Source organism: Bradyrhizobium barranii subsp. apii, from assembly GCF_011516635.5.
Taxonomy (GTDB): domain Bacteria; phylum Pseudomonadota; class Alphaproteobacteria; order Rhizobiales; family Xanthobacteraceae; genus Bradyrhizobium; species Bradyrhizobium barranii.
In genome coordinates this window covers 8004415-8029134 of sequence record NZ_CP096255.1, presented here as the reverse complement: position 1 = coordinate 8029134, position 24720 = coordinate 8004415, and the positions used below count along the sequence as shown (strand labels likewise).

Annotated in this window: 24 protein-coding genes and 2 pseudogenes; 14 read left to right on the top strand and 12 right to left on the bottom strand. The window is 62.8% G+C overall.

The window, feature by feature from the left end:
• Positions 1 to 20: 20 nt before the first annotated feature.
• The 4 genes and pseudogenes from HAP41_RS38495 to HAP41_RS38480 form a co-directional block, all read right to left on the bottom strand.
• Entirely contained in the window at positions 21 to 662 is a 642-nt protein-coding gene (locus HAP41_RS38495; protein ID WP_166082180.1) for an amino acid ABC transporter permease, read from the bottom strand.
• Positions 663 to 671: 9 nt separating this feature from the next.
• Complete coding sequence (locus tag HAP41_RS38490; RefSeq protein WP_166082181.1) at positions 672 to 1340, bottom strand: amino acid ABC transporter permease; 669 nt, start codon at positions 1338 to 1340, stop codon at positions 672 to 674.
• A 100-nt stretch (positions 1341 to 1440) separates the two neighbouring features.
• Positions 1441 to 2416, bottom strand: a pseudogene (locus HAP41_RS50810) (Gfo/Idh/MocA family protein); the annotation flags it as partial.
• Positions 2417 to 2530: 114 nt separating this feature from the next.
• Entirely contained in the window at positions 2531 to 3364 is an 834-nt protein-coding gene (locus HAP41_RS38480; protein WP_166082183.1) for a sugar phosphate isomerase/epimerase family protein, read from the bottom strand.
• A gap of 128 nt (positions 3365 to 3492) precedes the next feature.
• On the opposite strand from HAP41_RS38480, the gene HAP41_RS38475 reads away from it, so the two are divergent.
• Positions 3493 to 4236, top strand: coding sequence for a TetR/AcrR family transcriptional regulator (locus HAP41_RS38475; protein ID WP_224580625.1), 744 nt, complete (start codon positions 3493 to 3495; stop codon positions 4234 to 4236).
• A 58-nt stretch (positions 4237 to 4294) separates the two neighbouring features.
• Here the strand turns inward: HAP41_RS38475 and HAP41_RS38470 are convergent, their stop codons facing one another.
• From HAP41_RS38470 to HAP41_RS38460, 3 genes are all read right to left on the bottom strand, one after another.
• The gene (locus tag HAP41_RS38470) at positions 4295 to 4792 is read right to left on the bottom strand and encodes a DoxX family protein (RefSeq protein ID WP_166082184.1); all 498 of its coding nucleotides are present in this window, start codon (positions 4790 to 4792) and stop codon (positions 4295 to 4297) included.
• Between the two features lie 26 nt (positions 4793 to 4818).
• Complete coding sequence (locus tag HAP41_RS38465; RefSeq protein WP_166082185.1) at positions 4819 to 5556, bottom strand: SDR family oxidoreductase; 738 nt, start codon at positions 5554 to 5556, stop codon at positions 4819 to 4821.
• Positions 5557 to 5753: 197 nt separating this feature from the next.
• Positions 5754 to 7160, bottom strand: coding sequence for a DHA2 family efflux MFS transporter permease subunit (locus HAP41_RS38460; protein WP_166082186.1), 1407 nt, complete (start codon positions 7158 to 7160; stop codon positions 5754 to 5756).
• Positions 7161 to 7423: 263 nt separating this feature from the next.
• Between HAP41_RS38460 and HAP41_RS38455 the strand changes: the two genes are divergently transcribed.
• The 6 genes from HAP41_RS38455 to HAP41_RS38430 all read left to right on the top strand — a co-directional run bounded on the left by HAP41_RS38455 (position 7424) and on the right by HAP41_RS38430 (position 11084).
• Complete coding sequence (locus HAP41_RS38455; protein ID WP_063986663.1) at positions 7424 to 7732, top strand: hypothetical protein; 309 nt, start codon at positions 7424 to 7426, stop codon at positions 7730 to 7732.
• A 20-nt stretch (positions 7733 to 7752) separates the two neighbouring features.
• Complete coding sequence (locus tag HAP41_RS38450; RefSeq protein WP_166082187.1) at positions 7753 to 8643, top strand: sigma-70 family RNA polymerase sigma factor; 891 nt, start codon at positions 7753 to 7755, stop codon at positions 8641 to 8643.
• Between the two features lie 199 nt (positions 8644 to 8842).
• Positions 8843 to 9313 (top strand): DUF2867 domain-containing protein, encoded by a 471-nt coding sequence (locus HAP41_RS38445; protein ID WP_248577146.1) that lies wholly within the window; start codon positions 8843 to 8845, stop codon positions 9311 to 9313.
• A gap of 250 nt (positions 9314 to 9563) precedes the next feature.
• Complete coding sequence (locus HAP41_RS38440) at positions 9564 to 9830, top strand: DUF3551 domain-containing protein (protein WP_071916356.1); 267 nt, start codon at positions 9564 to 9566, stop codon at positions 9828 to 9830.
• A gap of 244 nt (positions 9831 to 10074) precedes the next feature.
• On the top strand, positions 10075 to 10347 hold the full coding sequence (locus HAP41_RS38435) for a hypothetical protein (RefSeq protein WP_166082189.1): 273 nt from the start codon (positions 10075 to 10077) through the stop codon (positions 10345 to 10347).
• Between the two features lie 170 nt (positions 10348 to 10517).
• Positions 10518 to 11084: a DUF1697 domain-containing protein gene (locus tag HAP41_RS38430; RefSeq protein ID WP_166082190.1), complete on the top strand. Its 567-nt coding sequence runs from the start codon at positions 10518 to 10520 to the stop codon at positions 11082 to 11084.
• A gap of 66 nt (positions 11085 to 11150) precedes the next feature.
• Here HAP41_RS38430 and HAP41_RS50155 read toward each other — a convergent pair whose 3' ends face one another.
• The 4 genes and pseudogenes from HAP41_RS50155 to HAP41_RS38415 form a co-directional block, all read right to left on the bottom strand.
• The gene (locus tag HAP41_RS50155) at positions 11151 to 11279 is read right to left on the bottom strand and encodes a hypothetical protein (RefSeq protein WP_256376431.1); all 129 of its coding nucleotides are present in this window, start codon (positions 11277 to 11279) and stop codon (positions 11151 to 11153) included.
• A gap of 95 nt (positions 11280 to 11374) precedes the next feature.
• Positions 11375 to 11835, bottom strand: a pseudogene (locus HAP41_RS38425) (universal stress protein).
• A 763-nt stretch (positions 11836 to 12598) separates the two neighbouring features.
• Entirely contained in the window at positions 12599 to 13117 is a 519-nt protein-coding gene (locus tag HAP41_RS38420; protein WP_479686365.1) for a tetratricopeptide repeat protein, read from the bottom strand.
• Complete coding sequence (locus HAP41_RS38415) at positions 13020 to 14090, bottom strand: ATP-binding protein (RefSeq protein ID WP_166082192.1); 1071 nt, start codon at positions 14088 to 14090, stop codon at positions 13020 to 13022. The genes HAP41_RS38420 and HAP41_RS38415 overlap by 98 nt, the downstream gene beginning before the upstream one ends.
• Positions 14091 to 14124: 34 nt before the next feature.
• On the opposite strand from HAP41_RS38415, the gene HAP41_RS38410 reads away from it, so the two are divergent.
• Positions 14125 to 14337: a hypothetical protein gene (locus HAP41_RS38410; protein ID WP_166082193.1), complete on the top strand. Its 213-nt coding sequence runs from the start codon at positions 14125 to 14127 to the stop codon at positions 14335 to 14337.
• A 47-nt stretch (positions 14338 to 14384) separates the two neighbouring features.
• Here HAP41_RS38410 and HAP41_RS38405 read toward each other — a convergent pair whose 3' ends face one another.
• Positions 14385 to 15455, bottom strand: coding sequence for a winged helix-turn-helix domain-containing protein (locus HAP41_RS38405; protein WP_166082194.1), 1071 nt, complete (start codon positions 15453 to 15455; stop codon positions 14385 to 14387).
• A 741-nt stretch (positions 15456 to 16196) separates the two neighbouring features.
• Here HAP41_RS38405 and HAP41_RS38400 point away from each other — a divergent pair.
• From HAP41_RS38400 to HAP41_RS38375, 6 genes are all read left to right on the top strand, one after another.
• The gene (locus tag HAP41_RS38400; RefSeq protein ID WP_166082195.1) at positions 16197 to 16925 is read left to right on the top strand and encodes a sulfite exporter TauE/SafE family protein; all 729 of its coding nucleotides are present in this window, start codon (positions 16197 to 16199) and stop codon (positions 16923 to 16925) included.
• 455 nt (positions 16926 to 17380) lie between these two features.
• Positions 17381 to 18430: a DUF2336 domain-containing protein gene (locus tag HAP41_RS38395; protein WP_414643351.1), complete on the top strand. Its 1050-nt coding sequence runs from the start codon at positions 17381 to 17383 to the stop codon at positions 18428 to 18430.
• 635 nt (positions 18431 to 19065) lie between these two features.
• On the top strand, positions 19066 to 19938 hold the full coding sequence (locus HAP41_RS38390) for an enoyl-CoA hydratase-related protein (RefSeq protein ID WP_224580626.1): 873 nt from the start codon (positions 19066 to 19068) through the stop codon (positions 19936 to 19938).
• A gap of 485 nt (positions 19939 to 20423) precedes the next feature.
• Entirely contained in the window at positions 20424 to 21371 is a 948-nt protein-coding gene (locus HAP41_RS38385) for an ABC transporter substrate-binding protein (RefSeq protein ID WP_166082196.1), read from the top strand.
• A 946-nt stretch (positions 21372 to 22317) separates the two neighbouring features.
• The gene (istA, locus tag HAP41_RS38380; protein WP_224580627.1) at positions 22318 to 23310 is read left to right on the top strand and encodes an IS21 family transposase; all 993 of its coding nucleotides are present in this window, start codon (positions 22318 to 22320) and stop codon (positions 23308 to 23310) included.
• A gap of 76 nt (positions 23311 to 23386) precedes the next feature.
• Complete coding sequence (locus tag HAP41_RS38375; RefSeq protein WP_166064748.1) at positions 23387 to 24661, top strand: IS256 family transposase; 1275 nt, start codon at positions 23387 to 23389, stop codon at positions 24659 to 24661.
• Positions 24662 to 24720 lie beyond the last annotated feature (59 nt).

Below are 24720 nucleotides of genomic sequence, written 5' to 3'. Positions count from 1 at the left end.
CCTCCTCTGTGTTGAATTCCTCATCGTGCGGCGGTGACGAGCCGCCGCTCCAGCCACGCGCCATAGAGCGAAAGCGGCCAGCACAGCGCGAAATAGAGCGCGCAGACCAGACCGAGCACGAGCAGCGGCTTGAAGTTCTGGTTTGACACGATGGTCCCGGCGCGCATCAGCTCGGTGAAGCCGATGATGGCGGCAAGCGAGGTGCCCTTGATCAGCTGCACCAGGAACCCGATCGTCGTGGGCAGCGAAATGCGGATCGCCTGCGGCAGCACGACGTCCTTCATCCGGTCGAGGTAGCCGAGGCTGAGCGCCTTGGCGGCCTCGACCTGGCCTCGCGGCACGGCTTCGATCGAGCCGCGCCAGATCTCGCCGAGGAAGGCGCCGGCATGCAGGGTGAAGCCGATCGAGACGGAGACCCAGGGATCGAGCTTCAGCCCGGCGAGCGCGACGCCGTAATAGACGACGAACAGCTGCATCAGCAGCGGCGTGCCCTGGAACAGCGCGATGTAGGCGGCCGCGCCGCGTTCGAGCCAGCGCCGGCCCGACGTGCGCGCCAGCGCGACGCTGAGGCCGGCGACCGAGCCGAGCGCGAAGCCGATCGCGGACAGCGCCAGCGTCCATTTCAGGCCGCCGAGCAGGAACAGGAACTGGTTCTTGTCCATGCGCCGTCCTCACTTCACGGGATAGAGCAGGAAGCGCGCGTTGATCCGCGCGAACATCTGCATCAGCATCCACGACATCGCGAGATAGAGCAGCGTGACGACGCCATAGACCTCGAAGCTGCGGAACGTATTGGTTTCGATCGCCTGTCCGACCGAGGTCAGCTCATAGGCCGAGATCGCCGATGCGATGCTCGTCGTCAGCGTCAGCATGATGAACTGGCTGGTCAGCGACGGGAAAATCGCGCGCAGCGCCGGCTTCAGCACGATCAGGCGAAAAATCAGCGTCCGGCTCAGGCCGAGCGCCAGTCCGGCCTCGACCTGCCCCTTGTTGATCGACTGCACGCCGCCGCGGATGATCTCGATCGCATAGGCGCCGCCGTTGACGCCGAGCGCGATGATCGCGGTCAGCGTGGGATCGAGGCGGATGCCGACCATCGGCAGCGCGAAGAAGACGAAGTAGATCTGGCCGAGGAATGGCGTGTTGCGGATTGCCTCGACGAACGCGATGACGAGCCAGCGCAGCGGCGCGAGCCGGGAATCGCGCAGCAGCACGCCGCCGATCCCGATGATCAGCGCCAGCACCATGCCCGACAGCGCCAGGCCGAGCGTGCCGGCACAGCCCCAGAGCAGCTCCGGCAGGCCCTCGATCACGGGTCCGAAATCGAACTTGTAGTTCACCTCGCTCCTCCCTCCGGGCCGCCCTCTTGGCGTGGCCGGGCCGCCCTCTTGGCGTGGCTTGGCCCGTTCGCGTCTGTCCGACGGCGGTGAAAGCCGTGCTCTAGGTCGTTGCCTGCTCACCGAGCGCCGCGTAGCGCTCGCGCAGGTCGATGCGCCGTCGCGCCGTCGCGGCCTCTGCGATCGCGAGCGTCACCAGCAGGCTTCGCGCGCCGTCCTCGACCGGTTGCAGCGATGGCGTCGCGTCCCGGACCACGTCGCGGAAATGATCGAGCTGCGCGACGTAAGGATCGATCGACGCCGCATGATTGGCCTGCGCCTGGATCGGCCTGTTCCAGTCCTGCGCGCCGCCTTCCTGCGTCCATTGATCGAGGCTTGGAAATTCGATCGCGCCGCGGCGGCCCATCAGGCGGTAGCTGCTCTGGCCGCTGAACGGAAACTCCGGCGCCTCGCCGAGACCCTGTTCCATCGTCCAGGGCGTCACTGCGCAGTCGCTGAGGAAGAACGTGCCGAGCGCGCCGTTCTCGAACTCGAGCAGCGCGGCGGCGGTATCCTCGACTGCGAAGCCGCGCTGCCGGTTCGCGGCGATGGCCTCCACGGCAACGATCTCGCCGACCAAAGCGCAGGAAGTCGATCTCGTGGATCAGATTGATCAGGATCGGCCCGCCACCGGCCTGCGACCGCCAAGGCGCCGCCTTGAAATAGTCGGTCGGCTTGTGCGTGGCCCAGATCGCCGAGACGCCGACGACATCGCCGATACGGCCCTCGCCAAGCAGCGCCTTGAGCGCCTTCACCTGCCTATGATGGCGGCGGTGATGCCCGACCAGCGACCGGATGCCGGCCTTGCGGACCTCCGCGATCAGGCCGGCGGCGGTCTCCAGAGTATCGGTGACCGGCTTTTCGATCAGGATATGGATGCCGGCCCGCGCGCATGCGATGCCGTTCTCGGCGTGGAGCTGATTGGGCGATGCGATGATCACGGCCTCGGGCCGCGCCTCGTCGAGCAGCTTCCGGTAATCCGCGAAGACGCGTGCGCCGGGCTGCTCGGCCGCGACCTGCTCGGCGTTGACGTCGGCGATGCCGGCGAGCTCGTAGTCGCCATGCTCGGCCAGCTGCGCAGATGCTTGCGCCCGATCAATCCTGCGCCGATCACGCCAATCCTGATTTTTGTCATCTCGTGCATTCCGTTGGGTTTAGGCCCACCCGCGACAGTCGCGGCGTCTGGCGCCGCGGGCATGGCCTTCGAGCAAGTTCCTGGTCGCGTTGAACGCCGTGGCGATCCGCTCTCTCGCGTCGAGTGCCGGCAACGGCATCTCGACGCTGAGGGTGGTGTCGGCGGGCAGCGCCTCCAGCAGTGCGCCGAGCGCCAGAGCGCCGTCGCCGGGCGGCAGCCGTCCCGCGCGCGCCTCGGAGATGATGGCCGCGTCCGTTGCCGGCGTTTCGGCGACGGCATCACAGAGTTGCGCGGCGCGAAGCCAATGGTCGGGAAGCGGGATCAGGTCGGCGGCCCGGCCGCCGGAGCGCGCCAGGTGCAACGCGTCGACCAGGATGGAGCCGTTGGTCTGCCCTGCGTCGCGCACGACCGCCACGGCCTGCGCCAAATTGCCGATCGCGCGCCAGCGCATGAATTCGAGGTCGACGCGCAGTCCGAACGACGCGGCGAGCTGGCAGAGCTCGGCGAAACGCGCGGTGAGCCGGGATCGATCCGGATCGTCGCCCGAAGCGATGATCGCTGTGGCGCCGAGATCGGCGCCGGCTTCGAGACAGCCTGCGAGCGAGGAGATGTCGATGGCGGGCTTGAGCTGGACCAGCTCGATGTCGCTGACCCGCACGCCCTCGCCGTCAAGCACGCGCTTCAGCGTTCGGTGGGCCTCGGTGCCGACCTGCGTCGGATAGGCCGGCCCGTCGCTGGTCGCCGGGATGAAGCGTAGCGCGACGGCTGCAAACCCGGCTCGCGCCGCCTCGGCAACCAGCGCCGTGGGCGCAAGCTCCAACGCGGTGAGATGGGCAAGGCCGAGCGCGGTCATGGCCTGCTCGCCTGCACAGGCAATCGCGGCAGTCGGGAGCTGGCGCGGCGGTCGCCGATCAGGCGCATGTGTCTCCTCCCTTCTAATTAATCCATAGGTTAATTGATAATTACCCAGTGGGATAATTGATGTCAAGTGCCCACGATTGCGCTATGGAGGAGGGCGAGGCCGCGACCGGCCGCCGCGAACGACCGAAGGGCCAGATGCCAGGTGTGAAGAAGCAGCCCGTCCGGGCGGCGAAGGCGGTGCCAATCAAGCGGCGCGACCGCGAGCGGACGCGGCAGGAGATCCTCGACATCGCCTTCGAGGAGTTCGCCGAGAACGGCTTGTCCGGCGGCAACACCGACGCCATCGCCGCCCGCGCCAACATCACCAAGCGGCTGATTTTCTACTATTTCAACTCGAAGGAAGAGCTGTTCACCGCGGTGCTGGAGATGGCCTATGCGGAGATGCGCGCCGCCGAGGAGGATCTGCATCTCGAGGCGCTAGAGCCGGAGGCCGCGATCCGCCGGCTTGCCGAGTTCACCTTCGATTTCCACCAGGCCCATCCGCAATTCGTCCGCCTCGTCAGCATCGAGAACATCCATCGCGGACGGCACATGGCCATCAGCCGCAGGCTCAAGGAGATGACGCAGCCGAGCATCAGCCAGATTGCCAAGGTGCTGGAGCGCGGCGCGGCCTGCGGCGCGATCCGGCCCGGCATCGATCCGGTCGAGCTGCACATGACGCTGAATGCGCTGAGCTTCTTCGCGGTCGCCAACCGTCACACCTTCGAGGCGCAATTCGCCTTCGACATGTCCTCGCCAAAGGCGAGGGCGCAGCGCCGCGCTGAGATCGCCGATCTGCTGTGGCGTTGTGTGCGGGGGGATTGAACGGCGGCGGTGTGAAGACCTCGCGCGGCCGGAGCGGGCAGGGCCGTCCGGCGCGCCTTCAAAGCTCCCCTCCAATCAAGCGGTCCGCCGAAAATCGCCCGCCGCCCCGAAGCGACATGTGCAGGGCAACGAGGCCCATCAGGAACGGGTACTCCATGCCGCGATCGATCCAGGCCCATTTGGGATAATGGATCAGGCAGATCATCGCCATCTGCACGGCGACCATCGGCGCGACGAGGCGGGTGAACAGCCCCGCGGCGAGCATGATGGCCCCGATGGTTTCCAGCAGCATCACGAAATAGCCGAACGCCACCGGGGCCGGAAAATGCAATGAATTGGTGATGAAATTGATGGAGCTCGCGAACGGATTGGCCATGGCGCCGTGGGACTCGCCGAGCAATTTCGGCAAGCCGTGCGTGAACAGGATCAATCCGAAGGCAACGCGCAGAAACGCATAGGAAACGGGATTGGCGATCTCGTAGAAATTTCGCAAGCTAGGCAACAGCAGGGACGCGGGGCTGTGCCGTGGGGCCCCGCCCGTGATCGCATCGCTCATGGTCATGATCTCCAGACGATGCGGCTTCAGATGATGCCGCCATTGGCGCGCAGGATCTGGCCGTTGATCCAGCCGCCATCGGGCCCGACCAGGAACGAGATCGCGCGCGCGATGTCGTCGGGTTCGCCGAGTCGATGGAGCGGCGTCCGGTCGATGATCGGCGAGATGTCGTGCTGGTTGGCGTTGTGGAACAGCTCGGTGTTGACTGGGCCCGGCGCGATCGCGTTGACCGTGATCCGCCTCACGCCCAGCTCCTTCGAGAGGATGTGGGTGATCGCCTCGATGCCGGCCTTGGTCGCGGCGTAAGCCGCATAGGTCGGCTGATAAAGCCCGACCACGCTGGTCGAGAAATTGACGATCCGGCCGCCCTCGCGCAGCCGCTTCGCCGCTTCACGCAGCGCATAGAAGGTGCCGGTGAGGTTGATCGCGATGGTCTGGTCCCACACCTCGTCGGTGGTCTGGGCCAATGGGGCGACCTTCATGATCCCGGCATTGTTGACGAGCACGTCGACGCCGCCGAACGCCGTCTCGGCCGCGTCGAACAGCGCGCGGACGTCGGCCAACTTGCTGATGTCGGCCTCGACCGCAATCGCCGCTCCGCCGGCGGCCTTGATCTTCGCCACCAGCGCCTCGGCCGGCGCAGCGCCGCTCGCATAGTTGACGACGACGGCGAGGCCGTCCCGCGCCAGCCGCTCGGCGACCGCCGCGCCAATGCCCTTCGAGCTGCCGGTGACGATGGCTGTGCGTGGGTGCTGGGTGGTCATGGTGGGGTCTCCCTGTTTGATGGGGAGATAATAGGCGGGGAGGTTGGCTGGATAATCCCGCTGGAATTGGCTTCACTGTTCGGGTGGGACGAACAGTGAATGGTGCGGTATCCGCCGCTGACGGCTTGGCGGCCCTTACCTTGGCATGAGGGAGGTCACCACCTCAACGTCACCGCAGCCATGTGCCTGTGTCAGCGTCACGCATCTTGCGGCGCGGCTGCGCTGGCGATCCGTCGCCGTGCCGGCAGGAAAAGCCCCGCGATCGCGCCGGCCAACGACAGCGTTGCCGCGAGGCTCATCGCCGCGGCAAATCCGCGCTCGAAATGCGCGGCCGAATCGACTCCGCCGTTGGCCGAGAAGTTCGCCACCAGCGCTGCGATGCCGAACATGCCGCCGAGGAAGCGGCCCATGTTGAAGACGCCGGACGCCTTGCCCATTTCGGCCACCGCGACCGAGCTCAGGATCGCGTTCTGCGCTGCCGGCATCGCCATCGAGACGCCGACGCCGGCCAGCACCAGCGGCGCGACCAGAGCGGAGTAGGCGACCGTGGGTCTCACGATCTCGGCGATCCAGCCAAGGCCGATCGCCTGCATCAGCAATCCCGTCACCACCAGCGGCCGCTCACCGAACCTGTTGACGACCGCGCCGGCGATCGGGGCGGTGACGAACAGCGTCGCGGTCCAGGGCAGTAGGCGAAGTCCGGCGCCGAAGGCGTCGAAGCCCAGCGTGGTCTGCAGGAACTGCGGCAGCAGGAACAAGACGCCATACATCGCGGCGTAGAACAGGACGCTTGCGGACATGCCGGAGGCGAGGGCGCGCGATGCAAACAGCCGCATCGGCACCATCGGCGCGGCCGCGCGCAATTCCCAGAGCACGAAGCCGGCGGTGAACACCAGGCCTGACATCAGCGTGCCCATGACCTCGGCGCTCGCCCACCCCACGGCGTTGCCGCGCAACAGGCTCCAGACCAGCGCGAGCGCCGCGAGGGCGACGAGCGACAGTCCGGGGATGTCCAATGCGGCAGCCGGTCCGAAGCTTTCGCGCAAGCGTGCCAGCACCAGGGCGATCGCGATCAAACCGATCGGCAGGTTGATCCAGAACACCCAGCGCCAGCCGAAATGTTCGGTGATGAAGCCGCCGATGGCGGGGCCGATGATCAGCGCGCAGCCGGTGATGCTGGCGAAAATGCCAAGCGCGCGGGCGCGCTCCTCGCGGCCGAACGTGCCGCTCAGGATCGCCATCGCCAGCGGCATCACCAAAGCGGCGCCGGCGCCCTGCAGCGCGCGGGCGGCGATCAGCGCGGTCGCATTGCCGGCGAGCGCACAGGCCGCCGACGCAACGACGAACAGGGCGATCCCGGCCGCGAACATGCGACGGCGACCGAAGCGGTCGCCGAGCGCGGCGCCGGTCAGGAGCAGCACGGCAAAGGTCAGGTTGAAGGCGTTGACGGTCCAATGCAGCGTCTCGACCGGGCTGCCGAATTCGGCGCGGATGGTCGCGAATGCCGTCGTAATGATCATGGCGTCCAGCGCCATCATGAAGGATGCCAGCGCGGTGACGCCAAGCACCCAGTTCTTCTCGGCGCGATTGGTCGGGGTCTGCATCGCCCTCTCTCCGTGTGTCGAGCCACCCTGTCGCGGCGCGTTCTGCCGGCTAGACGAGGCCGGAGGGGCAAAGGATGCGCCCGGAAATATTTTTTTCCCGGCCGCATCCTTCGCCGGCCGCCAAACGTCCTTGGGAATGATGCGGCCATTGACGCGAGCTTGATCCGGAAAGCGGGGCACCGGTTTTCCGGGAAGGTCATGCCGAAATGGAAAGATGGCGCGCGATGAGCGAGCCAGGTCGAGAGATGAGCAAGGAGAGCGCGATGAAAAGGACGTTGATCAGGTACAAGGCCAAGCCGGAGCTGGCCGACAGGAACGCCGAGCTGGTTTCGGCCGTATTTGCGGAATTGAAGGCGGCCGGGCCGGACGGCGTGCGCTATCTGACGCTGCGGCTGGAGGACGACACCTTCATCCATCTGGTCGAGGCCGCGGCCGAGGACGGCTCGAGCCCGATCCCGAAACTGAGGGCGTTTCAGGCGTTCCAGGACGGCATCCGCGACCGCTGCGCCGAGCCGCCGCTGGTTCGTGATGTGAGGATCGTCGGCAACTACCGTATGCTGGACGAGTCCTGACCAGGCGAGGCGGAGGAGCAATGGCGCCAGAGCCACTGGCCACCATCGATATCGAGGCGCTGCTGGCGCGGTTGCGGCCGAAGCTGCATCGCTACTGCGCGCGCATGGTCGGCTCGGTCATCGACGGTGAGGATGTGCTGCAGGATGCGCTGATCAAGGCGATGGGAGCGCTGCAATCGGTCACGCCCGTCGTCAATACGGAGGGCTGGCTGTTCCGCATCGCGCACAACACCGCGCTGGATTTCCTGCGCCGCCGCAACCGGCAGGAGGCGCTTCATTCGGCTGAGGAGGTGGAGATGATTGCCGACCAGCTCGATGATGTGGAAAGCCGCGAGATCGCTGCGACCAGCCTGCGCACCTTCATGCGGCTGCCGGTGGCGCAGCGGTCCAGCGTGATCCTGATGGACGTGCTCGGCTGCTCGCTTGCCGAGGTCTGCGGCATCATGGATTTCAGCCTGCCGGCGGTGAAGGCCGCGCTGCATCGCGGGCGCACGCAGCTGCGTGAGTTTGCCGGGGAGCCGGACGACGCGCCGCAGCCGGGCCTGTCGGAGGCCGATCGCACGCGGCTCAACGCCTATGTCGGCCATTTCAATGCCCGCGACTTCGACGCGATCCGCGCCATGATCGCCGATGACGTCAGGCTCGAACTCGTCAACCGCACCAGGTTGAATGGCAAGGCCGAGGTGTCGCGCTATTTCGGCAATTATTCGAAGATCAGCGACTGGCACCTGGTGACGGGGCAGGTCGAAGGACGTCCCGCGATCCTGGTGTTCGATCCGAACGAGCCGAACGGGCGGGCGAAATATTTCATGCTGTTGAACTGGTCCGCCGACAAGCTCGCCACCATCAGGGATTTTCGTCACGCAGCCTACGTTATCGATGGTGCGGAGTGCGTGGTGGATGGAGGGTGAGTGGGCGTGGCCGGCAGCGTGGTCCGCGCTTCAGTTTCAATGACCGCTGAGTGGGGAGGGGGCATCGATTTGCCCGGGGGCCTCGCCGCTTGTTGGAGAGCCCCGCCGGTGCTATTGGTCTCCACCGCCTCTTCGCTTCCATTCAGTCCGGGCAGAACATCTATGGCGCGTTGCTCGAGTGGATTTGCCGCAGCGTTCGGTGCTCAAGCCGCTCTACGCCAAGGCGGGCTTCGCTGACGCATTCGCGATCGATCTGCCGAGCCATGCGACGGGCGACGCCGAGCGCCTCGCCACCCATATGCTTATGGGTCAGGCGCGGTGGGTTGGCTGGCTAGTGGCTCTAAGGGACACTTTGGTTGCGGGGGTTGGTCTTAAGACATCGTCTGAGTTGCGCGATGACGTTGCGACCGACAGGATCGATTTCTTTCGGGTCTACGATCGGCGTCGTCATGAGATTATTCTTGGCGAGGACGATCGCCATCTCGACTTCCGTTTGTCCGTTTTGGTTGAAGAGTCCGCTTTGTGCCGCCGACTTGTCGCCACGACGGTCGTGACCTTCAATCATTTGGGAGGGCGGGCCTATATCGCGGGAATCGCGCCCTTCCATCGCCTGATCGTAAAGTCGTCTTTGCGTCGAGCCGAGCGATCGGGCTGGCCGGCTGAACTGTAAGGTCGCGCGCCGCCGGCTGGACCAAATTCGGTACGTGCTGGGTCGCGACAAGCTCGCCACCATCAGGGATTTTCGTCACGCACCCTGCGTTATCGATGGTGCGGAGTGCGTGGTGGAGCAGAGCACGGGCGTGCACGCCCCCGTGGCACATAACAGCGATTTAATCTCTCCGCCTGCGAAGTATTCGAGATCTGAAGCGTTAGCTCACGAGAGTTCTCGCATCCAGCGAGCGCTACACGGGAGTTCCCTCATGCATCGTCATCTTGCCATCGCCGTCCTTGCGGCCGTTTCCACCCTGACCGTCGCGGCATCCTCTACCGCCGTGTCCGCAACCGAGGTGCAGGACAATTATTGCCTGCAGGGCCGCCAATCGGGCTACCCCGGCAATTGCGAGTTTTCCACCTATGAGCAGTGCCGCGCGACCGCGAGCGGCACCAACGAGAGCTGCGGTATCAACCCGATGCGGGCCTACGCGCCGCAGCAGCAACGGCACGTGCTGCATCGCAGCCGGGATTGAGCGGCAAGCGATGATGGGCGCCGGCGACGGCGCCAATGTTCGATGTGGCTGCTCCACCGAAGCAGCCGCAATGCGCCGGGACGCACGGGCGGCCCGTCGATGGCGAGCAATCGAGCGCTGCCGTCGTCATCTCCCGAAATCGCGAAAGACCTGATGCGGCCCTCGATCGCAGACATCGGGACGGCCGCAATCGCGGCGCCCGGAGTATTCGAGTATCCTCGCGATCGGAGAGGCGAGCGCGATCATGTCCAGGTTCCTGCAATGGTTCTTTCGGAATCGCGAAACCGGTGACATCACGATCGCCCAGGCCCCCAACCTCGTTCTCTGGGTCGTCATCGTGGCCGGCATCCTGCGCTGGGTCTGGCAGCCGCCGGGCACTGCCGCTATTGCCCTGGACATCGTGTTCAAAGGCGGCCTCATCGTTTGGGCCCTCGACGAGATTTTCCGCGGGGTGAACCCATGGCGGCGCTGTCTTGGCGGAGCCGTGCTGGCTTATGAGCTCGTGACCTTTCTGTGATGGATCGCCCAGAATACTGCACGAAGCTTAATGTTGCCGGCCGGAATACCAGTGGCTTCATGGTGCGGGCTATTGCGGTGACAGTGCTTGACTGCACCCCGTAAGATATTTGACCTTGTGAAAGATAATGCTGGTCAGGATAGCCGACCGAGAACGAGAGCCATCCAACGATGACGACCTACGTGGCCCTGCTTTACAGTGTGGTTCTCCCGCTCGGCCGGCGATTGGCGATGGCCGAGCTGCGTGCCATGGCGCAAGGCCTCGGCCTCCACGACCCCAGAACCGTCGGCGCGACGGGAAATCTGACGTTTGACAGCGACAAGGCGTCGATTTTCGAGTTGGAAGAAAATCTCGAAGCGGCCTTCAACGTGCGGTTCGGCAAGCATGTCGCAATCATCGTTCGCAACGCTGACGCGTGGCGACGCCTGCTACGCGCAAACCCGTTTCGTGCCGAAGCGACCGCCGATCCGCAAAGGGTCGCCGTTCGCGTGATGCGCAGTCCAATCCCGAAAGGCGGCGAAAGCGCCCTGGCACGCTATATCAGCGATGAACGAATAGCCGTCGCCGGTGGCGATCTCTGGATCCATTTTACGGGAGATCCAGCGCGATCGCGTTTGCTTTCGGCGTTAGGCGCGGGGCGCCTGAAGGGCGTCGGCACGTTGCGCAACACGAATACGCTAAGGCGAATCGGTGACGCCGTTACTTCGGCCCGATCCAGCCGCGCTGATCAAGAATAAAATCGATTGCTGGGAAGTGCACTGTCATCGCAATCCCCCGGGAATAGAGCGGTCATCAACTCAACATCACCGCACCCCCGTGCCCTTGCAGCGCTGGCACTTCACCACCTTCTCGCCCTTCTTGAGCAAGCCTTTGCCTTCACAATTTTTGCATTTCTGCTTCTTCTTGATGTTCGGGCCTTTTTCACTGACCATAAAATTCTCCTGCCGCGTGAGATCGGTCGATTGGTGCCTTGTTTCGGTTGGGCTCGCCCAGCAGAACAGCCGAGTGGCGTGGGGTAAGCCCTGCACTATGCCGGTTTCGGCACGACCAGCACCGGCACGCTTCCGTACACCAGGACCTCGGATGTCTGGCTGCCCAGAAACAGCTTCCTGAGGCCGCGACGCCCGTGAGAGGCCATGACGATCAAGTCGCAGCCTCTCGACTCTGCTGTTTCAATGATCGCAGTCGCCGGGTGCGCATTCGGAACGTGCAGCAGTTCCGCAGGCGTGCCGATCTGCTCCGACATGGCGCGCGCTTCATCGAGCACTTTGCCTGCACGGGCTTTGCAGGCTGCGTCATAGCTGTCAACCTCCTCCTGCGTCGGAATCCATCCCGAGGCGTGTCCGCTCCCATAGTCGACCGGCAGCGCTTCCGTCACCGTGATGATCGTCAGCCTGGCGTTCAACGCTTTCGCCAGGGCAATGCCATGCTCAACGCCTTTCGCGCGACGTCCGATCCGTCCGTGCTCAAGAGAATGTTGGCGTACATTCGACCAATCCTTTGCTCTTCGAACAAAGTGATGCCTGGGTAATATGGTCTTATACGCGCCGTGGGTCCATGCGCGTTTTCGGTCTCGCCGTCACAGCCGCGAAAGGCTCGCCTCGCACCGCGTGGACGCGTCCGGTTCTCGGCTAACTAAACTTTTATTCACGTTCGATGCAGGCAACCGAATCTGGCGTAGAGCTCTGTCTCGTGTCCGAGAAGATTGTACGCGCCTCGGAAACTACTTTGTGACTTGGGAATAAGCGCGCGACAACGCACGTCTAAGGGTGGTGGATCGGATCTCTTGCCGCGCGGGGGATCCCCCAAACGAAAGGAACCACCACGATGATACCATTCAAAAATCCCATCGCGTCAGTCCTGTCCAAGGCCTTGTTGACCGGACTGGTCGTCACCGCAATCTTCAGCACGCCGCTCCAGGCGCGTGAGCACCGCACCGGCGATCGGCACATCGAACAGGGCGTGGAGGCGAGCTCTCGCTTCGAGGGCGAGCGATCGATCACTGCGCCAGCCTACCACGCATTTGCGCCAGTGCCCTCGGATCAACCGGGTGGGGTTTGCGACCACGGGGATAATCCCATGATATGCTGAGCATCCGACATCGCCGGCGTTCGCAAGCATTGGCGCGCGGCGCGAAGCTCAGAGTAGCTTGGCCATTTTCATCGCAACTTGCCGCACAGTTTAGCGCCATTTCGGCCGACTGAGCGGCAGATTGCAGACCTGGCCGCCATGCGTGTCGAGGCGGATCGGGTCAATGGCGTGCACTGTCGGGCCGCGAAGGCAGAGAGGTCATTGCTTCCAGTTGCGCTGTTCGCGTTGCCAACATGGCGAGCAAGCTCTTGTGCAGCCGATCCCCGGGTTCGAAATTTTGCGCGAGCCTTCGGACGGTCTCGACAAATCGCATGCGATACGCCGCCGCCCTGTCGACGTCGCCGTACTTCGCGAAGATCTCGGCGGCCGTGCGGTACACCCGCCAGGAAGCAATCGGGAAGTCGGCGCTGTCGACGATCTCCAGCGCGCGAGACAGCTGCAACCGAGCCTCCGCTGAATCGCCCATGGCAAGCGCAGTACGGGCGAGCAGTCCGTGGACCTGGGCCAGGTGATTGAGATCCGGAGCCGTGGCCACATAGTCGTGGAGCTGGCGCGCACAGCTCTCAGCCTGCGTAAAGTCGTCAACCTGCAGGTAATATTCGCCGCTTGTGGAAGTAGGTCGACTGATCTCCGACCAGCAGACTATCGTCGACGCTTTCGCAGAGCTCACGGGCTCCATCAAAGTCCATCGCTTCGACGTGCAACCACGCAAGCGTCAGCCGGCACAATGCGCTGCTGGGGCCGTTCGCGTTCCTGACGGCCAGTTCGAGGCCGGCCGTGATTTCAAGTCGCAATTCGCGCCACTCGCCCAGATGAATAAGCGCGATCGACTCAAGAACGTTGAACAGAACAAAAGTGTAGACGTCGCCGGCGAGACGGGCCAACCGCTTGCCTTCCGTGCCGGCGCGGCGGCACTCCTGGTACCGCGACCTCCAGCAATCGACGATACCCGATATTCCATTGCGCCTGATCAGGATGCCATAATTCGTGGCATTCGCGCTCAGCTCGATCGCCCTGTCGCAGAGCGTGGCGTCCTGTTTGCGCCAGCCGTTGAGGAACAGGTTGACGCTCGCGCTGCTGCCCTGGACCAGAGCCTTGAATGTGTCGTCCGCCAGCGCCTGGCTTCGCGACAGCACATCTTCAGCGGCCTCAAGGCAGGCGTGGCGATCCACGCGCAAGCAGAGGCTGCTCACAGCCGTAAGGCCGTTGAGCTGTTGCTTGATCTCGCCCGCTTGTTCGGCGCAGGCAATCATGTCCCGCAGATCACGGATGGAGCCGGCGAGGTCGCCGCACGAGCGAAGAGCCCAGCTTCGCTCCCGCAGAAGAGCGACGCGGGTCGAGAATTTGTCGGCAGCATCGAAACGATCGAGTATGCCAAGCGCGCGGGTGAGATAGCTTGCGGCCTCCGCGTGGCCGAGGCGTTTCGTCGAGTTCTTTGCCGCTTCCCGGAGGTAACGCAACGCGCTCGGAAAGTCGCGACCCTGCTCAAAGTGAAGTGCGAGCGCAGGCGCTATTTCAGGGGTGCGGCCGGCATAGGCCTCCTCCAGCCTCTTGCCCAGGCGCTTGTGCGCGGCGCCCCGGCGGCAGATTCTGGTAGATGATGTTCTGATAGAGAATGTGACGGAAAGCGTAGCAGCCCGAATATGTGCCATCGGGCCACTCGGAAACCCCTGACCGAGCGAGGATTTGATCCTTCCGGATCGACGCTTCGATGTCCCTTTCGACGTCGATCGCATCGTCGGACAGACCGGCCGCAACGAGGGCCGCAGAAAATTCCTCGCCGGCAACGCTGGCGACGTCGAGCAGACGCCGCTCGTTGTCGGTGAGGCGATCGAGCTCGTGGCCGATCATGTTCACGAGGCTGTCCGGAATGCGGTCCTGCGCAAATGCCGCCTGTGAGGACAGGCGCCATCCGTCGTCCATCTCGATGATCGACTCCTGGTCGATCAAGTGCTTGAGCAGCGTGGCAACAAACAGGGGATGTCCCAGCGTTCGCTCGAATACCGGCTTTGACAGGCTGGAGGCAAGTTCCTCGTCGCCGAAGCGCAATGCCAGGTAACGCTCGACCTCCGGACGCAACAACCGATCGAGGCGCAATTCGCTGCAATATCCATGAATCTCGAGATCCCGGTGCAGGCGAGGGATGGGATGCCCGCCGACGGAACTGTCGGCCGGACGATAGGAGCAGAGGACCAGCACACGTGCCTTGCCGTTCCCGCGCGCGAAGCGAGACAGTACGTCGAGTGTCGCGAAGTCGCTCCAGTGCAGGTCTTCGAGAACCGCTCGCGCGTCGCGCCGAACACTTCGTCCTGGAAAGCCGCGCGTTCCGATGCGTCGATGACGCCTGGCAATTGCAGGATCCAGGTGGGTGCGTGGGCGCGAACAGCCGAAATCAATTCCGGACCGCTTGCGCGATAACGGCTCACCAGCGCATCGATGAGTGGCAGAAAGACTTCGTCGGTTCCGAACCGTTCGGTGCAGCGCCCATAGAGCTGATCGAAGCCCTGCTCCGTCAGCTGCTCGAGCGCCTTGGCGATGAAGGCCGTCTTGCCGATCCCGGCTTCTCCAGTGACAAAAGCCATCTGCCGTTTGCCGGACAGGACGTGCCGCGTCATCTGGTCGATCGTCGCGAAGGAGGGGGTCCGGCCGACCACCAGGGTGGAGATTTCGGTTTTCAGAGGTACGACCGCGTTCTCGACCTCCCTGGCCGCTTCCCGCACCGTGCCGATAAAGCGGACGCCTTTGCGCGGTAAAGTCTTGATCAGCCGCTGCGCCTCGCCGGAATCGCCTATCCCGGTACGGGCCGCGTTGATGCGGGTGGTGAGCGCCGACTCCGAGACGATGCGACCGCCCCAGATCGCACTAATCAGATCGTCCTTGGTCACCACCCGGGCGCGGTGGCGGATCAGATATTCGAGGATGTCAAAGACCTGAGGCTGCAACGGGATCGTACGTCCGTCACGGCGCAATTCCCGCCGGTCGGTGTCGAGGACAAATTCGTCAAATAGGTACAGCAAAACAATGCCTTCGGAGGTGCGCGCGCAAGGCGGATATTCAACCGGTACGCGGGCCCGAAAGCAAGCACACCCTTCAGAATCAAGGAAACGATAAGAACAAATTAAGCTCGCCTTAAAGCGTGGCCCCGCGTCCCGCTCGATACTTCCAGCCGTATCCGGTCACTCACACAAGGTGTTCGTGTCATGCGCTTGGAAGATAAGGCACGGCGTCTCACCCGCGTGTTCTATGGGTTGTTGCTTCACAAGATGTTTCAGTCGCTCGTGGCATCCTCCGTACCATTGTTTAACGGCAGAGCTTCACCCAGAGGCGATGCGTCAATTTCAGCGAGTTCGTTTGTCGCCTCCACGGGGTCTTCCCGAAAGGAAGGCTGGTTTGGGCGCCTCCTTCAAGCGCTCCACCATGCGCGACGGCTGCAGGCAGAGCGCACCCTTCGACAGAACCACCACCTGATCGACAATGGGTGGCCCCAGTTTGCCTCTCGGTCAGATGTTGGAGGGCGAGACAATGCCGGTCAGTGAAAAGTCGCCCGAACGCAAGCTTCGGATTTCGGCGCCGGGCGAGAATACGCTGCTCGCAACGAGCGCCATCTGCGTTGTCATTTTTCACATCCTTGCAGCCACGATGTTGACGTCGACCCGCCAGAGCGATGCCGGGGCACTGCCCGAGCCGCCCGGACTGTCGTCCGGGGACTGATCGCCAGCTCGCTATTCCAGGATTTGACAGACAGGAAGGGTTAGCTCATGGGCGACATGGCGTCGTTTTGCCTGCTCAGTATCGCCGTATTTTGCGGCGCTTTCGTCTCGGGCCTCGCGGGCTTTGCCTTTTCGGCGGTGGCCGGCGCGATTCTCCTTCACGTTCTCCCGCCGCGGGAGGCGGTCCCGCTGATGATGGCCTGCAGCATCACCGTGCAAGCCGCGGGTCTTTGGGCCTTGAGAAAAAGCATCCGCTGGAAGCAGAGCTCGGGACTGGTCGTCGGCGGATTGCTCGGCGTTCCGATCGCCGTGTGGTTGCTGCAAGCTGCAGACGCCCGGATCTTCAGGGAGAGCTTTGGTCTCGCCGTCGCCTGCTACGCGGCCTACACGTTATTCCGGCCGGTGCTCTCTCATCGCTTGCAGATGAATGCGGGACGTAATGCATTGATCGGCTTCAGCGGAGGCTTTGTCGGCGGGTTGACGGCAATGCCGGGTGCAATACCGACCATATGGTGTGACATCCACGGCGTGCCGAAAATCGAACAGCGCGGAATGGTTCAACCCTTCATCGCTGCCATGCAGATATTCGCACTTGTTCTCATGCTGATCCGAGGAGATCTGTCGACAAAGGTCCTGGTTGACTTCGCCGTCGGCATCCCGGCGCTCGTTGCAGGAACGGCGCTCGGGATTTTTGTCTTTCGCTGCGTCAATGACGCGCTGTTCCGGCGAATTATCCTCAGCATCTTGCTGGTTTCGGGACTGCTGCTGGTATTGTAGTTACGCCGGTCGCGCCTCCAGCTACAATGGCAGCCATTCGAGTACGGCGCGCAGTAGCACTGTCGCCGTAATCCCTTAAGCGTGAGCCGAACCATTCGGTGGGCTGTGCTGCTGGCCCTGCTGAGGTCATCTTTCGCTTGCCAGAGGCTGCTGCCGGTCAGAACGCGTGACCTCGCGGGTGCAGCTGCGTTGGGCGGGTTGTTGACGGCGTCCGCCTCCTCCAGGTCAGGCAATACCTAAAATTCGATCGATCTGATTAGGCGGATCTTATGCCCGATCCGAGGCGGCGGGAATGATTTTACCGCGTGTTCAGGTCTGGGGTGGTGTCATCGCCCATTCCTTTGAAATCCGCTTTTGTCGTTCGATCATTTTCAAACTGCGAGCGCATCAATGGCTGCTATCACGTCATTCCTGGCCGAGTTGGACGAAGCAGTTGCGAGAGGAAATCCCGAGAGTTGTCTGCGGGCGCTCTGGCATGCGGCAGACATCCTGATCGCCGGCACTTATTCCGAGGAGCAATCTGGACTTTCGGTGAGGTCATCGGTCGTCTCGCGCAGGAGATTGAAGCGAGCGCGCGGGCGAAGCTCGCAGGAAAGCTCGCATGCAGCTCAAACGCGCCCTATGCGTTGACCCGGCAGATGGCAAGCGACGACTGCATTGATGTCGCATGGCCGGTTCTCAGTCAGTCGGAGCGCCTTGACACCGAGACATTGATTGCGTGTGCCAAGAACAAGAGCCAGCAGCATTTGCTTGCAATCTCCAAGCGACAGACGGTCCCGGAAGCGGTCACCGATGTCCTGGTGGTGCGGGGATCTCCCGAGGTCGTAACCTCGGTCGCATCAAATGCCGGGGCTAGTCTCTCCAAATCCGGATTTCTGCACCTGGTGCGGCGGTCGGAAGGGGATTCGATCCTCGCCGAGTCGGTGGGACTTCGAAAGGATATTCCTCGACATCTCTTCCACCAGTTGATCGCCAAAGCCTCTGAAGAGGTGCGGCAAAAGCTGAAGAGGGAGCGTCCGGATATCGAACATCAGGTCCATCGCGTCGTCGTCGATGTCACCGGGGCCATTCACGCCAGGTTTGGCCCGGCGTCGAAGGATTACTTCACGGCGAAGCGCACGGTGGCAAAACTGCACGAGCGAGGCGAATTGACCGAAGACAAGGTCTTCGAACTTGCTCACTCTCTCAAGTTCAACGAGACCACCGTTGCCCTGTCGTTGCTCTGTGGGCTTCCAATAGACGTCGCGGAACGGGCATTGATCGAGAAGGATCGCGAGACGGTGTTGATCCTGGCCAAGTCTCTCGATTTCTCATGGCCCACCACGATGGCGCTGCTGTTCCTGGGCGCGGCCAACTACCGGATAACCGTTGGCGAGCTGGATCAATTGAAGATCGATTTCCACCGGTTGAATGTCAAAGCGTGCCGGGAGGTCGTCACCATCTATCGAACGCGGAAGGAGGAGGTCTTCGGCGGCTCGTCTCAGCAGCCTCGGCGCATGATCTAGGATCGCAATTGCGGTGACACAATTACGGTGACAGTGCACTTAGTTCATGAGCCTTCGAACCCGTGAAACGGCCGGACTCACTGAGTGCACTGTCACCGCAATCCCGACGTCAGACATCCGTGGATGTGGGGGCGGCTCACGCAATGGTGAGCGTGCCGATTTGCCGTTCGCGCAGCTGTGATTTTCCACTGCGTGTCTTTTCCCAAGCGCATACCTAACTAATCCTTGTCAAAAAAATTCGCAGGAAACGCTTTCAACAGAGCAGCCGATTCTAGCCAGCGCGAACGCTCCGCACGAAAACAACAACCGTTCGGAGTACGATTATGATTGGATTCAGGACTTCCATTATTATTGCAGCGATGATGTCGATTGGCGCGATAAGCTCTGCAAGTGCCCAGTGCCCGACGTGGGCGACTCAAAATCCAGCTTCGTTTCAGGCGCAATATCCCAACAGGGATATATTGAACGACTGCGAGTTGACGCCAGCAGGCAGAATGGGCCTCGAGCTCCCTGGCGGCGCGGCTCCCTGGTATGGGGCCAACAGGGCTTATGGGGCAATGCCTGGCGTTGCTCAACACCACAGCTTTCAGCACCGATCGCGGTGAGTAGTGGCCGTTCTTTTCGGGACGGTTGCGTTGCAGGCCCAGAAATCGGGAGACAAGTCGATGACATCACAAACCGACGAGGCCGCGCAGTCCAGGCTTATGGCAGACATCCCGTACGATCAGCAGACGAAGATCACCATCGAGCGCAGAGGCCAAATTGTACTGATTGGCATCAATCGGCCCTACATCGACAACCGGCTGGATCCGGATGCGACAGAAAGCTTGGCGAGAGCATACTACGAGTATGATCGGGACCCCTCGCTCCGTGCGGCGGTTCTGTTCGGCTATGGCGACCGCTTCTCCAGAGGTGTCGATGTCGATGCCTACAAGGCATTCGCTCAGTCTGGAAAAAAGATGATGGATGGGCCCGGCTTCATCGACCCTCTAGTGCGGACCAGGCCAGCGCTCACGAAGCCTCTGGTTGTCGCGGTGCATGGCGACACCTGGAATATGGCGCACGAGCTTTTCCTTGTAGCGGACATACGCGTAGCGTCGGAAGACACGGAGTTCGGTCAGGATGAGAACAGGCACGGCCGTTTTCCCGGAGGCGGTGCAACGGTTCGTTTCCCCAGAGAAGCCGGATGGGGAAATGCCATGCGGTTCATTCTAACAGGCGATCATTGGGGTGCGAAGGAAGCCCTCCGGATGGGAACGGTTCAGGAAGTGGCCCCAAACCGAGATGCGGCTCTCGCGAAGGCTGTCGAGATCGCCAACAAGATCGCCGCATGCGGCCCTCTCGGGATTAAGACGTCCCTGGCCTCCTCCCATATGGCGCTCGAAGACTCTCAGACGGCGCTTGCTAAGCTCGGCGACCAATATCGTGCGCTGTTCACGACCAGGGATTTCCAGGAAGGCCGTGATGCCGAGGCACAAAAGCGTCCACCCGTTTACGAGGGACGGTGACCACAAGCTCGCGGACGGTCGTGTTGCGTTCGCGTATCGCCAGCGTATTTCGTTCTACCAAGTCTCGCCGAAGGGCAGGCGCTCTTCGACTGTTGGGCGACGTGCCACGCCTCATTGGGATGGCGGCGGGCTGGATAAAGAAGTCGTTGGGTGCATCGGGACGGGGTTGGCAGTCAACCTCAAAACGGCAAGGCTCTCGACGTGGCTGTACCGCCAGGGCTCCTCGCCCGCACCGACGAAGTGATCGAGTGAGGACGGCTTACTTCTACTGATGGCCCCAATGCGAAGTGCAAGCTAACTGCGAAGTGGTCCGCTTATCGGGGCGGACCGGAAGTGACCGGCCGACTTCCCAAGCGCCGTTTTTGACCCGTTGCGGACATTGCGTCGCACGGTTAGGGCGGGCTGCCAGCCCTTTTCTCGCTCGGCTCCCGGTTGAAAAATGCTAGGCTGTATGCCTCAGTCGGGCGCTTCAAACGAGTAACTCAATGAGGCGGCGCGAGTTCATCACGCTCGTCGGCGTTGCCGCGGTTATGGGCCCGAGCCCGGCGCGGGCGGAGCAGACGAGAAAGCTACCCATCATCGGATTCTTGGGCCCGGCCTGGTCGGCCCAGGATTTCGAGGATCGGTTGCGCGAACTCGGTTGGATCGCGGGGCGGACCGTTGCGATCGAGTATCGCTCTGCGGAGGGACATACCGAACGCTCCAACGAAATTGCGACCGAGTTCGTCCGGCTCAAGGTGAATGTCATCGTCACGGTGGGGGGATCTCCGACCCTCGCGGTAAAACGTGCGACATCGCTCATCCCGATTGTCTCCATTTCTGGCGACCCTGTTGGCAGCGACCTCGTCGCAAGTTTGGCCCGACCGGACGGCAATGCGACCGGCCTGGCGCTCAACCCCATCAGTCTTGCCGGCAAGCGCCTCGAGCTGTTGCGCGAGGTTGTCCCAGGTTTCCGCCGCTTGTCCGTTATGGTCAATGCCAACAGCCCCGGTTTCAAAAACAGGATGGATGAGGTGCAGGCGGCGGCCTCCGCGCTCGGCCTCGAGGCGACGATATTGGAAATCCGGCGCGCAGAGGACGTTGCATCGGCTTTCGAGGCCCTCAGGGACCGTGCGGACGCACTCTATGCCGTCGGCGTCCCACTCACCTTCGCCATTGCGATCCGAGCGCTGACCGCGCGAATTCCAACGATGTTTGAATACCGAGAGTTCGTCGATGCGGGCGGGCTGATGTCCTACGGCGTGGACGCAACCCACCTATGGCGGCTTGCCGCGACCTTTGTCGACAGGATCTTGCGCGGGGCGAAGCCCGCCGACTTGCCAGTCCAGCAGCCGACCAAGTTCGACCTCGTCATCAATCTGAAGACCGCCCGGGCACTCGGTCTGAAAGTACCGGAGTCATTCCTGTTACGCGCCGACGAGGTGGTTGAATGAGCGCGGCTGCCGGGCAGCCACCAAGGGACGCCGCCCAGGAACTGGCTGGAACGTATGTCGGGGTTTGGGAGAAGGACGGAAAGGACTGGAGGCTCACCACCGACAGATGGAACGAGGGCAAGTGGGATCGTTCATTGTCTGCTTCGCGCCAAAGGTGGCTGCGCGCTCGGTGGAGTCTGACTATGGCCACTCGAAAAAGCGGTGCGCTAGACAGCGTGTCTCGCCTGGATCGGACTTAGCTACGGCCGGTTATGGCCCTTAGCGGACGTGATTGGCGTTATGGCGACTTCCGCTTCACCGGAGATGACCGACATCATCGTCAAAGGCAGAGACTGCTTCCGTCGGTGCCTTTCCGTCAGTCGGAAAGGCGAGGATCGTGGATGCACTGTCGCATCCACTCATCAGTTGGCGAGCTTGCCCGACGCCTTCCGCGAACTTGCGCACGAACGAAAATTACAAGCTTAGCGAGATGTCTCAAGCTCTTACAGACGGCTATGCGAAGCATCGAGGTGGTCCTGGCGGAGCGCGTCGAGACCTTGAGAATCTCAGGGCCGCGATTAATCATCAATCGGAGCTAAAGCTGACGCTTCAGATACTGCAAGAACCGGATTTTTCAGGGCCGCGAGTCCACCGCCGTTTGCGCGTGGATCCTCCGTCGCAGATACTGAGTCGCATAGCTGGCGATGCCCGCAATCTGATAAGAGCGAATTGCTGGAATAAAGACGCAAAGAATGTTGGATAGCCGACTAATTGCGGATTCCGATTTATTCCGGCCGGGTATTCCGACTTGAAGCCGGCCATCGTTCCGATTTGAAGCCGGCCACGATTCCGAAATGAAACCGGCCGGCATTCCGATTTGAAGCCGGCCGGGTTTTGGAAGTCGGCGTTTTCGTTTGGGTCAGTCCTTCAGGCATCAAGTCCCTCGTTGATCCACGAGGGGAAGCGGATGCCGGCCAAGAGAGAACTGACCATGCGACAGATACGACAGATGCTGCGGCTTGCCCGTGATGGGGTGAGCGCCCGGGAGATCGGGCGCACGCTCGGGGTGGCGCGCAGCACGATCCAGGACAATCTCAAGCGTGCCTCGACTGCCGGGCTGGCGTGGCCTTTGGCGGGCGATCTGACCGACGCCGTTCTTGAACAACGTCTGTTTGCCCATGCCGGCGTCAGGCGCGGCTTCCGCCGGCGCCGGGAGCCGGATTGGGCCTCGCTGGCCTGTGAGCTGAAGCGGCCTGGCGTCAATCTGATGGTGCTGTGGGAGGAGTACCGGGCGGTCCATCCGGAAGGTTATGGCTACAGCCGGTTCTGCGATTTATTCCGGGAATTCGAGCGGCGGCTGTCTCCGACGATGCGGCAGGACCATCCGGCCGGCGACAAGGTCTTTGTCGATTACTCCGGCAAGAAGATCATGATCGTTGATCGCGCAACCGGGGTTGTGCGCGACGCGGAGATCTTCGTCGCCGTGCTTGGCGCCTCGAATTACACCTACGCCGAGGCGACCTGGACGCAGACACTTCCGGACTGGATCGAGGCTCATGTCCGAATGTTCCGGTTCTTTGGCGGGGTGCCACGCCTCGTCGTCCCTGACAATCTGAAGTCCGGCGTGCACCGGGCGTCGTTCTACGACCCCGAAATCAATCGCAGCTACGGGATGATGGCGTCCCATTACGGCGTTGGCATCCTTCCGGCACGGCCAAGAAAGCCCCGGGATAAGGCAAAAGTGGAAGCCGGAGTGCGTTTTGCCCAGACCTATATCCTCGGGCGGCTTCGCCGGCAGACCTTCTTCTCGCTGGCTGAGGCGAATGCGGCAATCGCCGCCGCGCTGGAGCGCATCAACGCCCACGTCATGCGCCGGATCGGCGTCAGCCGCCGACAATTGTTCGAGACCGTCGAGATGCCTGTCCTGGCGCCGTTGCGGGGATGTCCCGGGTTCTGTTGAATTTCTGAAGAGGTCGGCGTTGCCCACCTTGAGCCGGTAGGCTCGGGGTGCTGATTCCACAAAGGAGAGCAACGCCATGACGAGAGATATCACACCGGCTGGTTGGCCGGCGACCGGGGCTGTGGAGAAATCATTTGCGGAAGTGCGAGCGAGCTTCGATCGGTTCTGCCTTGCGGCAGGAATCGAGGCGCTCGGCACGATGATGGAGGCGGATGTGACAGCGGCCTGCGGGCCGCGCCACGGTCGTGATGCGGCGCGGCGGGCGCACCGTTGGGGCCGAACGCGGGGGCGGATCGGTTTCCACGGCGGCAAGATCGAGGTCGATCGCCCGCGGGTCCGGGGCATGGACGGCCGCGAGGTCACGATCCCGAGCTGGGAAACGGCGGCGCAGGAGGACTGGCTCGGTCGCTGGGCGATGAACCTGATGCTGATCAATGTGTCGACGCGCCGGTTCGGCCGCGCCGTCCGGCTGCCCGAGGGTGACGTGCCGGCACCGCCCGGATCGGGGATTTCGAAGTCGGCGGCCTCGCGGAGGTTCGTGGCTCTGTCGGCGGCGCGGCTGGCCGACTTCATGGCTGCCGATCTGTCCGCGCTCGACCTTCTGGTGGTCCAAATCGACGGGCTGCATCTCGACGACGATCTCGTGCTGGTGGCCGCGATCGGGGTTGACGGCGAAGGCAACAAGCATCCGCTGGCGCTGGTGGAAGGGGCGACCGAGAATGCAGCAACGGTTCAGGCCCTGCTGGACAACCTGGTCTCGCGCGGGCTCGACCCGACGGTGCCAAGACTGTTCATCGCCGACGGCGCGAAGGCGTTGTCGAAGGCGATCCGCCGCACCTTCGGTTCGGCCGCTGCGATCCAGCGCTGCCAGATCCACAAGGCGCGCAACATCATGGAACGCCTGCCGAAAGAGCATCATGCGGCCACCCGCCGGGTGCTGCGCCAGGCCTGGGAGCTCGATGACGCCGACAAGGCTGAAAAATTGATCCGCAATCTCGCGCGTCGACTCGACCAGCAATGGCCCGGCGTTGCGGCCAGTATCCTCGAAGGCCTCGACGAAATCCTGACTGTCGTCCGGTTGAAGTTGCCGAAGGAGCTTCGCCGATCGCTCGCCTGTACCAATATCGCCGAGAACATGATGGGCACCATTCGCCGCGTCACGCGCAACGTTAAACGCTGGCGGGATGCCGGTATGGCCTTGCGATGGGTCGCGGCCGGTATGATCGAGGCCAACAAGGGCTTCCGACGATTGAAGGCGCATAAGCAATTGTCGGTTCTGCGTGCGGCCCTTCAAGCTCACCACGATCGCATGACAATCAAGTCCGTTGCCCACGTCACGAGGGCTGCGTAATATTCATTCCGGCAACGTCGACCCGACGTAGTTCAACAGCGATCGGGACATCCCCGCCG